The organism is Pseudomonas sp. MIL19 (genome assembly GCF_028680365.1).
GTDB classification, from domain to species: domain Bacteria; phylum Pseudomonadota; class Gammaproteobacteria; order Pseudomonadales; family Pseudomonadaceae; genus Aquipseudomonas; species Aquipseudomonas spirodelae.
The window spans coordinates 242,610-256,903 of record NZ_JAPPVG010000010.1 but is presented as its reverse complement, the minus strand read 5'-3'; the positions used below and the strand labels follow the sequence as shown (position 1 = coordinate 256,903).

14 protein-coding genes are annotated in these 14,294 nt (G+C 60.2%); 5 read left to right on the top strand and 9 right to left on the bottom strand.

Translation table 11 applies throughout. The annotated features are described in order from the left end of the window. Nucleotides 1-234: 234 nt before the first annotated feature. The 4 genes from N1078_RS09900 to N1078_RS09885 all read left to right on the top strand — a co-directional run bounded on the left by N1078_RS09900 (nucleotide 235) and on the right by N1078_RS09885 (nucleotide 4,712). Nucleotides 235-696, top strand: coding sequence for a methyltransferase family protein (locus N1078_RS09900; protein WP_274087997.1), 462 nt, complete (start codon nucleotides 235-237; stop codon nucleotides 694-696). A 340-nt stretch (nucleotides 697-1,036) separates the two neighbouring features. Beyond that, nucleotides 1,037-1,708 (top strand): COG3650 family protein, encoded by a 672-nt coding sequence (locus tag N1078_RS09895; RefSeq protein WP_274087996.1) that lies wholly within the window; start codon nucleotides 1,037-1,039, stop codon nucleotides 1,706-1,708. 234 nt (nucleotides 1,709-1,942) lie between these two features. Beyond that, nucleotides 1,943-2,950 (top strand): type I glyceraldehyde-3-phosphate dehydrogenase, encoded by a 1,008-nt coding sequence (gene gap, locus N1078_RS09890; protein WP_274087995.1) that lies wholly within the window; start codon nucleotides 1,943-1,945, stop codon nucleotides 2,948-2,950. 145 nt (nucleotides 2,951-3,095) lie between these two features. Continuing rightward, complete coding sequence (locus N1078_RS09885; RefSeq protein WP_274087994.1) at nucleotides 3,096-4,712, top strand: NAD(P)/FAD-dependent oxidoreductase; 1,617 nt, start codon at nucleotides 3,096-3,098, stop codon at nucleotides 4,710-4,712. 30 nt (nucleotides 4,713-4,742) lie between these two features. Here the strand turns inward: N1078_RS09885 and N1078_RS09880 are convergent, their stop codons facing one another. After that, nucleotides 4,743-5,666 carry a LysR family transcriptional regulator gene (locus N1078_RS09880; protein ID WP_274087993.1) on the bottom strand — a complete coding sequence of 308 codons (924 nt, stop codon included), beginning with the start codon at nucleotides 5,664-5,666 and terminating at the stop codon, nucleotides 4,743-4,745. Between the two features lie 142 nt (nucleotides 5,667-5,808). Between N1078_RS09880 and N1078_RS09875 the strand changes: the two genes are divergently transcribed. After that, nucleotides 5,809-6,561, top strand: coding sequence for a 3-oxoacyl-ACP reductase family protein (locus N1078_RS09875; protein ID WP_274087992.1), 753 nt, complete (start codon nucleotides 5,809-5,811; stop codon nucleotides 6,559-6,561). A gap of 92 nt (nucleotides 6,562-6,653) precedes the next feature. On the opposite strand, the gene N1078_RS09870 is transcribed toward N1078_RS09875, so the two are convergent. The 8 genes from N1078_RS09870 to N1078_RS09835 form a co-directional block, all read right to left on the bottom strand. Next, a complete protein-coding gene (locus N1078_RS09870; RefSeq protein WP_274087991.1) occupies nucleotides 6,654-7,559 on the bottom strand; it encodes a DMT family transporter in 906 nt (301 codons plus the stop codon). Between the two features lie 83 nt (nucleotides 7,560-7,642). Next, nucleotides 7,643-7,975, bottom strand: a complete 333-nt coding sequence (locus N1078_RS09865; RefSeq protein WP_274087990.1) for a Na+/H+ antiporter subunit G — start codon at nucleotides 7,973-7,975, stop codon at nucleotides 7,643-7,645. A gap of 10 nt (nucleotides 7,976-7,985) precedes the next feature. Then, nucleotides 7,986-8,255, bottom strand: a complete 270-nt coding sequence (locus N1078_RS09860) for a K+/H+ antiporter subunit F (RefSeq protein ID WP_274087989.1) — start codon at nucleotides 8,253-8,255, stop codon at nucleotides 7,986-7,988. Further along, a complete protein-coding gene (locus N1078_RS09855; RefSeq protein WP_274087988.1) occupies nucleotides 8,240-8,743 on the bottom strand; it encodes a Na+/H+ antiporter subunit E in 504 nt (167 codons plus the stop codon). The genes N1078_RS09860 and N1078_RS09855 overlap by 16 nt, the downstream gene beginning before the upstream one ends. Then, nucleotides 8,740-10,245 carry a monovalent cation/H+ antiporter subunit D gene (locus N1078_RS09850; RefSeq protein ID WP_274087987.1) on the bottom strand — a complete coding sequence of 502 codons (1,506 nt, stop codon included), beginning with the start codon at nucleotides 10,243-10,245 and terminating at the stop codon, nucleotides 8,740-8,742. The genes N1078_RS09855 and N1078_RS09850 overlap by 4 nt, the downstream gene beginning before the upstream one ends. Beyond that, nucleotides 10,242-10,571 carry a Na+/H+ antiporter subunit C gene (locus N1078_RS09845; protein WP_274087986.1) on the bottom strand — a complete coding sequence of 110 codons (330 nt, stop codon included), beginning with the start codon at nucleotides 10,569-10,571 and terminating at the stop codon, nucleotides 10,242-10,244. The genes N1078_RS09850 and N1078_RS09845 overlap by 4 nt, the downstream gene beginning before the upstream one ends. Before the next feature lies 1 nt (nucleotide 10,572). Beyond that, nucleotides 10,573-13,365: a monovalent cation/H+ antiporter subunit A gene (locus tag N1078_RS09840; protein WP_274087985.1), complete on the bottom strand. Its 2,793-nt coding sequence runs from the start codon at nucleotides 13,363-13,365 to the stop codon at nucleotides 10,573-10,575. Between the two features lie 326 nt (nucleotides 13,366-13,691). Beyond that, complete coding sequence (locus tag N1078_RS09835; RefSeq protein WP_274087984.1) at nucleotides 13,692-14,153, bottom strand: glycine zipper domain-containing protein; 462 nt, start codon at nucleotides 14,151-14,153, stop codon at nucleotides 13,692-13,694. Nucleotides 14,154-14,294: the final 141 nt, after the last annotated feature.

Below are 14,294 nucleotides of genomic sequence, written 5' to 3'. Positions count from 1 at the left end.
CGCCTCTCCCAATGATCAGTCACCGCAGTTCTAGGTATAGAACCGTGGTGCGGGGAGAGTCCATTACAGCATTCAAATCGCTCGCTGCGCTCACTGGGACGGGCTAAAGCCTGCCCCTTAGCTTAATCGTTAGAAGCGGTGCGGTTACAGGCTAGGTCGGGTATCGCGGCGGCGATATCTCTGGCTCAGTCTTTTCACGGCGTAGAGCACCACGAGCTGCATTAGGGAGGCGGCATGCTGAATCTAGACAACAAAATTCCACCACCGCTTATTGCCACCCTGTGCGGGGCGGCGATGTGGGGTATCGCCCTGTACACGCCAGGTATTGAGGTGGCTGGGGCATTGCGCATTATTGGGGCGGTGGCTGTTGCCTTGGCTGGCGTGTTCTTTTGTATGGCGGGGGTTGTTTCGTTTCGGCGTGCGCAGACCACTGTCAATCCATTAAAGCCTGATGCGGCGTCAGCGCTTGTCCGTTCCGGTATCTATCAAGTGTCACGTAACCCGATGTATGTCGGCTTTGCGCTGTTGCTTGTCTCATGGGCGGTGTTTTTGTCATCGCCGGTAGCGCTGCTGGGTGTGGGTGTTTTCATGCTGTACATCAACCGTTTTCAGATTGCACCTGAAGAGCGTGCACTGAGCATGCTGTTTGGCGCAGAGTTTGAGCGCTACAAAAACGCCGTGCGCAGATGGATTTAAGCCCTTTGTATTGGTAGCGGCTGCAGTAACCTCCTCAAGTAAAGTTCTATATCGGTAAAAGAGTTGCATAAGCCGATGTACGCGGCCCTGAAATGTCCCCAGGCGCCCCTAACGGCCTCAGGAAGTGCCCGCGACTTGCCCGAAAGACCATTGGCCAGCGCCTTGCCTGCGCGCGCCTCTGTTGGGCAGGCAACCTGTTATTGCTGCTTCATCGATAGCTCATACACATAGGCACACAACGACGCGGTGACGACCTCGCCACCAGGCAATGAATCCCAGCATCACGCTTGTGATCACCCAAGTGCCTCGGTAACGTGCTCGCACTTGTCAGGAGAGCCTCATGCGCATTAGCCGTACCTTAGTCGTCGCCCTGTTGCCGCTGTTTGCCGGCTGCCAGCTGTTGAGCGAACAACCGAATGACACCTCAACGCCGCCCACTCGCCTGCAGGGCGAACTCAGCCTGGCAAACGGCGACTTACTGTTTCGCCCCTGCCAGGAGCAACGCAGTTTTGTCATCGGCCATGACGGGGCAACCACCTTAAGCCGCGACGCGGCGGAGCTGTTTAGCGATGGCGCGACGCAGCTGTACGTGGATATGCGCGGCGAGTTGTCTAGCACGAGCCAACCTAAGGTGGACGGCACCTTCACCCCCAGCCAGGTGTACCGCGTCCAGGCTGAAGGCCATGGCTGCAGCGACATTAATTTCACCCGCACCCTGCTGCGCGCCAGCGGCCATGAGCCGGACTGGAGCATTGCCGTGAGCAATCAGGGCTTGGTCCTTAATCGTGCGGGTAAAGAGCCGCAAGCGCTGCCCTACTTGGAAGAGCAACTGCCCGAAGGCCGCCTGAACCTCAGCAGCGAGGCCAACGGCCAGCGCCTTGAGCTGTGGCTCGCGCCGCAGCGCTGTGTGGATGGCATGAGTGGCGCGGTGCAGCACATGAGCGCCGAGTTGCGCCTCGACGGGGAGGTATTGCGCGGCTGCGCCTACCTAGGCGGTGCGCGCAACGACTAGCAGGCCGTTGAAAACGACCTGCGTTGGCAGTACGGCGTTAAAACGGCCGCTGCATGCTCATTTACAACCCGTAAACTCCGCTTCACCGGCCGTTTTTGCCTTGCATTGCCTGCCTCGCTTACGTTTTCAAAGGCCTGCGGGCAAGCTATCAATGCGCAGAGAGCTGAGATAGATCAGCCCGCCGCTAGGCGTTTGGCCTAAGCTGCAAGGGAAGTCAGCCAAAGGGATATCGTTATGCTGCGCATTGCTATTAATGGATATGGACGTATTGGTCGTTGCCTGGTGCGCGCGTTGTTCGAGCGCAACCTGCAAGACCAGATTCACCTCACCGCAATCAATGACTTGGGTGAGCAAAGCACCCTCGCCCACCTCACCCGCTTTGATTCCACCTTCGGCCGTTTCCCTGGGCAGATCAGCCTGGACGGTAACGTATTCAGCGTAAACGGCCACGCGATCCAGCTGCTGCGCGAACGCGAAGTGGCGAATTTGCCCTGGCGCGAGTTTGAGGTCGATCTGGTGCTCGAATGCACCGGCAAACTGAAGAAGCGCGAACAGGTCGAACAGCATATCAGCGCCGGTAGCCCGCGCGTGCTGCTCTCGCATCCGCTCGACAGCGCTGACCTGACCGTGGTCTACGGGGTTAACCACCAATTACTGGGCGATCAGCAGATCGTTTCCAACGCCTCCTGCACCACCAACTGCCTGGCGCCGATGGCCAAGGTGCTGCACGAGGCCGTGGGCATTCGTCAGGGGCTGGTCAACACCATCCACTCCTACACCAATGACCAGAACCTGCTGGATAAGACCCACAGCGACCTGTATCGCGCCCGCGCCGCCGCGTTGTCGATGATCCCCACCAGCACCGGTGCAGCCAAGGCCATCGGCCTGGTGATGCCGGAACTGGTTGGCCGCCTGGATGGGTTGTCGATACGCGTACCGACGCCCAACGTGTCGCTGGTTGACCTGACCTTCACCTGCGAGCGCCCAACCAGCCGTGAGGCGATTAACGCCGCGCTGCAAGCCGGTGCCGCACAACTGCCGGCTGGGGTGATGGAATGCAACGAGCTGGCGCTGGTGTCCAGCGACTTCAATGGCTACCCGGTGTCGTGCGTGGTCGACCTCAGCCACACCCGTGTGCAGGGCGATCTGGTCAAGGTCTTGGCCTGGTATGACAACGAGTGGGCCTTCGCCAACCGCATGCTCGACGTGATGCTGGCCTGGGTGAAGCCAGACGCACGCTAAGCCTTGCGACCGCCTGAGTGCAGGCGAGCGACGCGCATGACCAATGGGCGCAGCCACTGAGCCCAGGACCGGCGATCACAGGTATAATCGCCGGTCCTAAAATGCTGCCGGGTTGCCTCCGGCCCTGATAGTGGATCGCCCCCTCATGTTACGCATCACCGAACTCAAGCTGCCGCTCGACCATCCCGAAGAGGCCCTGCGCCCCGCCATCATCCAGCGTTTAGGGATTGCCGACAGCGAGCTGCTCGACTTCAGCCTGTTCAAGCGCAGCTACGATGCGCGCAAGAAATCCAGCGAAATACACTTCATCTACACCATCGACTGCAGCCTGCAGAATGAAGCGGCGCTGTTGAGTAAATTTGCCGAGGACCGGCATATCAGCATCACCCCGGACACAGCCTACAAACCCGTCGCCCTGGCCACAGAAGGCCTGGCCGAGCGCCCGCTGGTGGTCGGCTTTGGCCCGTGCGGGATTTTTGCTGCGCTGATTCTCGCCCAGGCTGGACTCAAGCCGATTGTGCTGGAGCGCGGCACCGAAGTGCGCCAGCGCACCAAGGACACCTGGGGCCTGTGGCGCAAGAATGTGCTCAAGCCTGAGTCCAACGTGCAGTTCGGCGAAGGCGGCGCGGGGACCTTCTCCGACGGCAAGCTCTACAGCCAGATCAAAGACCCCAAGCATTACGGGCGCAAGGTGCTGCAGGAGTTCGTAAAAGCCGGCGCGCCGGAGGAAATCCTCTACGTCAGCAAACCGCATATCGGCACCTTCCGCCTGACTGGCGTGGTCGCGACCATGCGTGAGGAAATCAAAGCCCTGGGCGGTGAAGTACGCTTTGAACAACGTGTCAGTGATGTGCTGATTGAAGAGGGTCAGCTCAACGGAGTGATCCTCAACAGTGGCGAGCAGATCCGTAGCCGTCAGGTGATCCTGGCCTTGGGCCACAGCGCACGCGACACCTTCCGCATGCTGCACCAACACGGCGTGTTTATGGAGGCCAAGCCATTCTCGGTGGGCTTCCGCATCGAGCACCCGCAGGGGTTGATCGACCGCGCCCGTTTGGGCAAATACGCCGGCCATCCCAAGTTGGGCGCGGCGGATTACAAACTGGTGCACCACGCCAAGAATGGCCGCTCGGTCTACAGCTTCTGCATGTGCCCCGGTGGCACGGTGGTGGCGGCGACCTCAGAGCCGAACCGCGTAGTGACCAACGGCATGAGCCAGTACTCGCGCAACGAGCGTAATGCCAACGCCGGTATCGTCGTCGGCATCACCCCGGAGCAGGATTATCCGGGCGGCCCGTTGGCTGGGGTTGAGCTGCAGGAGCGCCTGGAATCGCAGGCCTACCTGCTCGGCGGCAGCACCTACGAAGCGCCGGGGCAACTGGTTGGCGATTTTATTGCCGGCACACCTTCAACAGCGCTGGGCAGTGTCGAGCCGTCCTACAAACCCGGCATCAAGCTGGGCGACCTGGCGCTGGCCCTGCCGGATTTCGCCATCGAGGCGATCCGCGAAGCGCTGCCGGCTTTCGGTAAGCAGATCAAAGGCTTCGACCTGCATGATGCGGTACTCACCGGCATCGAAACCCGTACTTCCTCGCCGCTGCGTATCACCCGTGGCACGGACATGCAGAGCCTCAACGTGCGCGGCCTGTACCCGGCCGGCGAAGGCGCGGGTTATGCCGGCGGTATTCTGTCGGCAGGTGTCGATGGTATTCGCGTAGCCGAAGCGCTGATCAAGGACATGCTGGGGATTGCCGAAGCCTGAAAGCAGGCGCCGCCCAAGGCGCCGTAACCCTCACAGCGCTGACAAGAGCTTTTCCAGCCCCTGTTGCTGGAATTGCTCGCGGACGAAATCGATAAACACGCGGGTCTTTTGCGGCAACAGTTTCTGCCCGACGAAGTAGATCGAAATCGCCCCCGCATCCACATACCAATCCGGTAATACCCGCTGCACTGTGCCGCGGCGCAGGTATATCTGGGCATGGCCGGTGCTGACCAAGGCAATGCCCAGCCCGCTCTCGGCTGCGACACAGGCGGCTTCCGGGTCGCTGAAGGTCATCCGGGTTTGCATCTCTGCGGATGCCAACAGGCCCTCGCGGTTGCGCAAGGCCCAAGGGCGCACACGACCGGTTTGCGGTGAGCGAATCAAGATGCCGGCGTGCTGAGGGAGATCCGCGGGTGAATCCAAGCGCGCAGCCTGCTCCAGGTACTGCGGTGCCGCCAATAATATGCGGTGGGCTGGTGCCAGCTCACGCGCCACCACACCTTGGGGAATATCAAAGCCACCGCCAATGGCGGCATCAAAGCCTTTGGCAATCAGGTCTACCTGGCGGTTATCAAAATGCCAGTCCGGCACGATGCGCGGATAACGCCGCAGAAACTCCCCCAGCAGCGGCACCATGTACTCGCGGCCGAACGACAGGCCCATGCTCACCTTCAGAACGCCTGCCGGCTGGCTGCGCAGGCTGGTGAGATTCTCCATCGCCAGTTGCAGAGTGCTCAGGCCACCCGCCGCTTCGGCCAAAAAATGCTCGCCGGCCTCGGTAAGACTCAACTTGCGCGTACTGCGCTGAAACAGTCGCACATCCAGGCTGGCCTCTAGCCGCGCCACATTCTTGCCTACCGCAGCCGGCGTCAGCCCCAGACGCCACGAGGCCTCGGCAAAGCTGCCGGACTGGGCGCTGCGAATAAAACATTCAATGCAATTAAGGGTGTCCATAGGCGATTCCCTGCGAGCATTCGATAGCATTTGGATCGAAAGCATATGCGTATTACAGGCTTATTAGAAATCAATCTGCGGCAGATACTCACTCCAACACCAAGAAGTACCGACACCCCCACTTACTTGTATGGAGATCGACATGACGCACAACACCCCTACCCTCAGCGGCAAAGTAGCTTTTATTCAAGGCGGTTCCCGTGGCATTGGCGCAGCCATCGCCAAACGTCTGGCGCGTGACGGTGCTGCGGTTGCCCTGACCTACAGCCAGAGCGCCCAGCACGCCGAAACACTGGTGCAGGAAATCCAGGCCGCCGGCGGCAAAGCCCTCGCCATTAAAGCCGACAGCGCGAGCGAAAGCGCCATTCGCGGCGCCATTCAGCAAACCCTGAGCACCTTCGGCCAACTGGATATTCTGGTGAATAACGCCGGTGTACTGGCCATCGCCCCAATCGAGGAAATGAGCATCGAAGATATCGATCGCACGCTTGCGATCAACGTGCGCAGCGTGGTGATCGCCAGTCAGGAAGCATCCAAACACCTCAACGATGGTGGCCGTATCATCAACATCGGCAGCACCAACGCCGAGCGCATGCCCTTCGCCGGTGGCTCGGTATATGCCATGAGCAAGGCCGCACTGGTGGGCTTGACCAAGGGCCTGGCCCGCGACCTGGGTGGCCGTGGCATCACAGTAAACAACCTGCAACCGGGCCCGGTGGACACCGAGATGAACCCAGAAAATGGCGAGTTTGCCGACAGCCTGAAGCAATTGATGGCCATCAACCGTTACGGTCGCGCCGAAGAAATTGCCAGCTTCGTGGCTTATCTGGCGGGCCCGGAAGCGGGCTATATCACCGGTTCCAGCCTGATGATTGATGGTGGTTTTTCCGCCTGAAAACGCATCACCGCACTGCTAAACACTCCAGTTGCGCAAGTGGCCAGAGTGTTTAGCGCGCCCAGGCGCGCAGATCGCTCATGCCTTGCTCCTTAATCCAGTACACCAGCCGGTATCACTTGCGTGCCGCGCCATTGGCTGAGCAGCACGCCGGCGAACACCAAAGCCGCAGCCAGCATCTGCATGGCATTCAGGCTTTCCCCCAACAGCAGTATGGCGAACAACAAGGTGAATACCGGGATCAGGTTGGTAAACCCCGAGGCTTGGCTCGCTGGCAGGCGGCTGACGCCGAAGTTGTACAAGCCATAAGCGCCCACCGTGACCACAATGCCCAAATAGGCGATGGCGCCCAGCCCCATAAGGCTGACAGCGGTCGGCAACGGCGCACTCAACAAAGCCATAGGCAGAAAGAACAGAGTGCCGACAAACGCCACCATGGCCGTCAGCAGAAAAGGCGAATAACGCCCCGATAGATGCTTGAGCAACAAGGTGTACCCCGCGGCACAGAGCATGGCGAGTAGCTCGTAGAAGTTGCCAAGCACGGGGTTACTGGCATGCTCATCGGCACTGCCAGCCAGGCTCAGCCAGATGGCGCCGACCAGGGCGAGGAGAAACCCGGCCAGGGTGATGCGGCTGATCCGCTCGCGCAGAAAGACCAACGCGCCGACCGCCACCAGCAGAGGCAACAAGGCTGTGACCATGCCGGCCTGGGCAGCACTGGTGTGCTGCAGTGCGAGGGCTTCGAAGAGGAAATACAGGCAGGGTTCGCAGGCCGCCAGGCCCAAGAGGTACTTCCAGTCACCGGCGCGGTAATGCATCTGTCCGCGCCAGCGCCAGGCCAGCAAAAACACCAGGCTGCCGAGGGCCATACGCCCGAAGATCACCCACAACGGCGGCAACTCGGCAAAGGCCAGTTTCAGCGCAATAAACGAACTGCCCCACAGCGCCATGGCAATCACCAGGCAGCTCACCGCCACGCCTCTTCCCTGCTCGCGCATCGACCACCTCTGCTCAAAAACCGCAGTGTAGAGCGGCCGGTGCGCCGCCGACAGATACAGTCAGCCGGGCAATGTGTGTGGCCTTATTGCTCCCAGGGCTTGCCGCGGGTTTTTGCGTCGATGTGGAGCTTCTGCTGCATGGCCGCCTTGGCCAGCATATGGGCGCTAACAGGCGCGGTGATAAACAGAAACAGGGCGATCAGTAGTTCATGCAGGCTGACGCCCTCACCATGAAAGCTGAAGTAGATCAGCGAGGCGATCACCATACCGCCCACTCCCAGGGTGGTGGACTTGGTCGGGCCGTGCAGGCGCATAAAGAAGTCCGGCAGCCGGTACAGGCCAATCGCCCCCACCAGAGCAAACATACTGCCCACCAGCAGAGACAGCGCCACCAGCGCTTCAATCCAGAAAGCCATTAGATGCTCCTCATTCGATGATGTCGCCGCGCAGCAAGTACTTGGCCACGGCCACGGTGCCAATAAAGCCCATTACCGCAATCAGCAGCGCTGCTTCAAAGTACAAATCAGACCCCAGCCACACGCCAAACAGCACGAGCATGGCGATTGCGTTGATGTACAGGGTGTCTAGCGCCAGAATGCGATCAGGCAAGTCTGGGCCGATAATCAGCCGCGCCATGGTCAGCACCAGCGCCAAGCCGATCAGCACCAGGCACAGTGGAATCACGTAGGCGAGCATGTGAACACCTCCAGCAAGGGAACTTCGTAACGCTGCTTGATTTCCGCCACCAAAGCCTCGGCATCGGGCACATCCAGGCCGTGGACCAGCAAGGTCTTGCGGTCATCACTGAGGTCGGCGGAAACCGTGCCCGGGGTCAGGGAGATAATGCTGGTGAGCATGGTCAGGGCCAGCTCGTCTTCCAACAGCAGGGGAATTTCCACGAACGCGGGCCGCAGCTTGGCGGGCGAACCGAGAATCAGCTTGGCCACCTGCAGGTTGGCCGTGACGATATCGCCGAGGATGCGCAGTAAAAACCAGCACAGCTTGAGCGGCTTATACACCCGCGGCGGGTTGATCCAGAACACCTGAGTTAGCAATGGAATAGCCCAGCCGAGCAACATACCGAGCAACCAGTGGCCCAGGCTCAGGTCGTTCATCAGCAACAGCCAGACCATCAGCAGGCATAGGCTCAACAGCGGATGGGGTAACCAGCGACGTGCTTTCATCGTGCAGCTCCCGATTCGATGATCTGGCGGTACAGCCCGAGGTCATGCAACTGGCTGGCCGTGGCCTCGACATAGCTCAACAAGGGTGCCGCACCGACGACCAGCAGCAGGCTGAGCAACAGCAAGCCCATGCAGGCCAGCAGCCGGCCATAGTCCAGCTCAGCGCTGTCCAGCTGGCTTAGCCCTACCCGCCAGAACAAGGTGCTGCCGGCACGGCTCAGGGCGATCAGGGTCAGCAAGCCGCCGCCCAGCACTACCGGCCAGAGCAACAACGCCTGCAATCCGGGCTCCAGCGAGCGCAACAGCAACAGTTTGCCGATAAATCCGGAGAGCGGCGGTAGGCCGGCCACCGCAACCGCACCAAAAAAGAACAAGCCGCCCAGCACATGAGGATTCTGCAGCGCCGGGCCCTGCACCAGTAGCCCCTGTTTTTCGCCGCGCTGGCGGGTAATCAGGTCCGCCAGGAGGAACAAGCCGCCGGCTACCCAGGTGCTGTGCACCAAGTAAAACAGCGCGCCAGCCAAGGCCTGCTCAGTACCGATGGCAATACCGGCGAGTAAGGTGCCGACCGACACCACCACCAGATACGCCAGCAAGCCTTGCAGGCTGACCGCCGCCAGCGCGCCGATCACGCCCAATGCCAGGGTCAGCAGCGCCAACGGCCAGAGCCAGTCGTTGGCCATATTGGCCAGGCTGCCCGCCTCGTCACCAAAGATCAGCGTATACACGCGGATAATCGAGTACAGCCCCACCTTGGTCATCACCGCGAACAGCGCAGCGACCGGCGCAGTGGCCGAGGCGTAGGCGTTAGGCAACCAGAAATACAAGGGTAAAAACGCAGCCTTAAGACCGAACACCACCAACAGCAGCAAACCAGCCGCGCCGAGCAGCCCCGCATCGTCAGGCCCGGCCGCCGCGACCTGGATAGCCATATCGGCCATATTCAGGGTGCCGGTGATGCCATACAGCACGCCCACGGCGAGCAGGAAGAACGCCGAGCCCACCAGGTTGAGCACCACGTAATGCAAGCCCGCCCGTACCCGTTCGACGCCACCACCATGCAGCAGCAGCGAATAGGAGGCGATCAGGAGGATTTCAAAGAACACGAACAGGTTGAACAAATCGCCCGTCAGAAAAGCGCCGTTGATGCCCATCAACTGGAACTGGAACAGCGCATGGAAGCTCTGCCCGCGCTCATCATCACCGCGTACCGCATACAGCAAGGCGAAGCTGCCGAGTACCGCAGTGACCACCAACAGCAAGGCGCTGAGGCGATCGAGCAGCAGGATGATGCCAAACGGAGCCGCCCAGTTACCGGCGGCATACACCTGCAACACACCTTGATCGGCCAGCCAGAGCAGGTAAGCGCTCAACGGCAACAGCGACAGGGTAGCCAATAGCGACACGCAACGTTTAACCCGCTGGCTAAGGCCCGCGCCCAGCAGCAACAGGCTGCCGGCAAACATCGGCAGCAGGATGGGCAGGATTAAGCCGTGGTTCATCGTGCAGGCTCCTGGCCGTCAACATGGTCGGTACGGGTTTCGCCCACACTGCGCAAGGCCAACACCACGACGAAGGCGGTCATGGCAAAGCCGATCACAATCGCGGTCAGTACCAGCGCTTGTGGCAGTGGATCAGCGTATTCAGCGCCCGCCCCGACCACCGTGACCACGCCGGTTTGTAAACGGCCCATGGCAAACAAGAACAGGTTGACCGCATAAGAAATCAGCGTCAGCCCCAGCACCACCGGGAACGTGCGGGCGCGTAGCAGCAGGTACACACCGCTGGCCGTCAGGATGCCCAAGGTCGCGGCAAATATGGCTTCCATTTCAAAGCACCTCTTGTGCAGCTTTTTCCTGGGTCAACTTGCCCAGGTTGGCGAGAATCAGCAGGGTCGCGCCGACTACCGTCAGGTACACGCCCAGGTCAAACAGCATGGCCGTGGCCAGCTCAATTTCACCGATCAGCGGGATCTGGAAATGGCCGAAGGCGGAAGTCAGGAACGGCCGGTCAAACAGCCAGCTGCCCAACCCGGTGAGGCCGGCAATCAACACGCCAAGCCCAGCCATGCCTTGGTAGTTAAGCGGGAGGCGCGACTGCGTCCACTGCACGCCACTGGCGACGTATTGCAGAATCAACGCCACCGCCGTAACCAAACCGGCGATAAAGCCACCACCCGGCAAGTTATGCCCGCGCAGGAAGATAAACACCGAAACCAGCAATGCCATCGGCAGCAAGACCCGCGACAGGGTGGCAAGCACCAAGGGGTGACGATCACGCGCCCAGTTGCGCCCCTGCGCATCCAATTCCGGCTGGAACAGGCGCAACCCGTCCAGCATGGCGAAGATGCCTACCGCGGCAATCGCCAATACAGTCACCTCGCCCATGGTATCGAAGCCACGGAAGTCGACCAGAATCACGTTGACCACGTTGGTGCCGCCACCGCCCGGCACGCTGTTCTCCAGGAAGAACGCGGAAATGCTGTCATACGGTCGCGTGAGCACGGCAAACACCAGTATCGCCACCATCACGCCCATACTGACCGCCAGGGTAAAGTCACGCAGGCCACGCAAGCTGCTGGATTCCACACGGGTGTGCGCCGGCAAAAAGAACAGCGCCAGCATCAACAGAATGATCGTGACCACTTCCACTGACAGCTGGGTCAGCGCCAGATCAGGCGCTGAATAACGGGCGAAGGCCAGCGCAACCATCAAGCCGACCACACTGAGCATCAACAGCGAGACCAAACGCTGGCGATGGAAGATCACCGTCACCAACGCGGCCAAGGCCATGATGCCCAGCCCCAACGCAGTGATGCCGTCAATCTTGGTCATCGCGAGCGGCCCACTGATCTGAGGTAACTCACTCAAGCCTTGGGTCACCACAATTAACGCGGCCGCCAGTAACAGCGCCAGGTAGCGCTGCAGCGAAGCGTTTTCCATCCACTGCGTTATGGCCGTGCAGCCCTTGATCATCAGCACAACGCCACGCTCAAAGATCAACTTGGCATCCACGCTCGGCAGCCCGGCATACCAGCGGAACAGCGGCTGGCGGAACACATAGACCAGAATCCCGCCGAACAGGGCGATAAAGCTCATCAGCAATGGCAGATTAAACCCATGCCAAATCGACAGACTGTAAGTCGGCACATCACCCGCCAGGGTGGCTGAGGCAGCCGCCGCGAGCAGTGGCGCGACGGTGTACGCCGGAACAATCCCCACCAAAAGGCAGAGGAACACCAGAATTTCCACCGGCACCTTCATATAGCGCGGCGGCTCATGCGGCGGGTAATGCGGCAGGTTGATCGGCTCGCCATTGAAGAATACGTCGTGAATAAAGCGCAGCGAATAAGCAACCGAGAACACCCCGGCCAGGGTGGCGGCTGCCGGAATTACCCAATTGAAGCTGCCCAGCAGATGCTGATTGAGCGTTTCACTGAAGAACATTTCCTTGCTCAAGAAGCCATTGAGCAACGGCACACCCGCCATCGCCGACGCTGCGACCATGGCTAACACGGCCGTGTGCGGCATGTACTTCCACATGCCGTTGATACGCCGCATATCGCGGCTACCCGTTTCGTGATCGATGATCCCCGCCGCCATAAACAGCGAGGCCTTGAACGTCGCGTGGTTAATGATGTGGAACACCGCTGCCACCGCTGCCAGCCGCGTATCCAGGCCGAACAGCAAAGTGATCAGGCCCAGGTGGCTGATGGTCGAATAAGCCAGCAGCCCCTTGAGGTCATGCTGAAACAGCGCCATCCCGGCACCGACCAGCAAGGTCACCAGGCCGGTGATGCTGACCAGGTAGAACCACCACTCCGAACCTGCCAGCGCCGGGTACAGTCGCGCCAGCAGAAACACCCCGGCCTTAACCATGGTCGCCGAGTGCAAATAGGCAGACACCGGGGTCGGTGCGGCCATCGCATGGGGTAACCAGAAATGGAACGGAAACTGCGCCGACTTGGTGAACACGCCCAGCAGCACCAGAATCAGCGCCAGCGGATACAGCTCGTGGGAACGGATCGCGTATCCGGCAGCCAGTACCTGAGACAACTCGAAACTGCCGGCGATATGGCCGATCAGCAGAATCCCGGCAAACAACGCCAAACCGCCGCCACCGGTCACCGCCAAGGCCATGCGTGCGCCTTTACGCGCATCCGAGCGCTCGCCCCAGAAGCCAATCAGCAGGAACGACGACAGGCTGGTCAGCTCCCAGAACATCAGCATCAGCAGCAGGTTTTCCGAAAGTACTACGCCCAGCATGGCGCCCATAAACAACAGGAGGAAGGCGAAGAAACGCCCCATTGGCTCCTTCTTGGACAGGTAGTAGCGCGCGTAGAGAATCACCAGCAAGCCGATGCCGAGAATCAGCAGCGCAAACAGAAAACCCAGCCCATCGAGGCGCAGGCTGAGGTTCAAACCCAGGGAGGGTAACCAGTCCAGCTTGACCTTGAGCAACTCGCCAGAGAACACCGCAGACTGCTGCGAGATCAGCAGCACCAATGCGGCTAACGGCGCCAGTGCGGTGGCTGCGGCGCACGCTGAACGTCCCAGCCGCTCGGTCAGCAGCGGCAGAAACAAGCCAAGAAATGGCAAGGCGATGATCAGCGCAAGCGTCATAGATAAACCTCTTTATACGAACCCGGCACGTACATGAACCCGGCCGACTCCCTAACTGACTGACTGACGGTAAACCACAGGGTTTGACCTGTGCCACACCCCACACACATCTGATAGGCCGTGCGGCGGCGAAAACCGATCAACAGAAAAACGTGCGCGATTATCCATAACTATCGGCCAGACGTCATGGATAGAATCATTACAAAACACTCGCTCACCAGAAACTTGCCTGGGAATCCCGTTAAACACCGATAAACGTCTGGTCTATCTAGAAAAAAGGCAATAAAAAGCCGGATCAGCCAACACTGATCCGGCCTTTGCAACACTCACTGGGTAACGCGGCTGGTGCCATTGACCGTCATGATGCGTACGCGCTCACCGACCCGAAATACCTGATTCTCTTCGACTGCCTGCACGTAGGCGCGCATGCTGCCGTCATCTTCGCGCACAGTAATTTCAACGCCCTGGGTGCGTGTCAGACCTTCTTCGGTCATCGCGCCTAACAGGCCGCCGGCCACCGCCCCAATCACTGCGGCCACCGCACTGCCACGACCACCGCCTACGCCACTGCCGGCAACGCCACCAATAACCGCACCGGCACCAGCGCCGATTGGGGTTTTCGTGCCTTCAATCTTCACCGGGCGTAGCGATTCGATAGTGCCCATGCGCACAGTTTGCACAGTGCGCGCTTCTTCACGTGAGTAGGTATCGCCAGTCAGACTGGAGGCGCAGCCACCCAATAGGGCTAACGCGGCAAAGGAGGCAGCCAACAGAAAGGGGTTACGCATGATCATTTCTCCAATTAGGCAGGCATTCATTAAAACGCCTGCGCGGTTCAACTGTCACCCGCCAATATGCGGAAAACATTATCAGCGCTGCATCGCCGGACCATAACGCGACATTGCGCCACCTGCGAGCCCACAACCAAT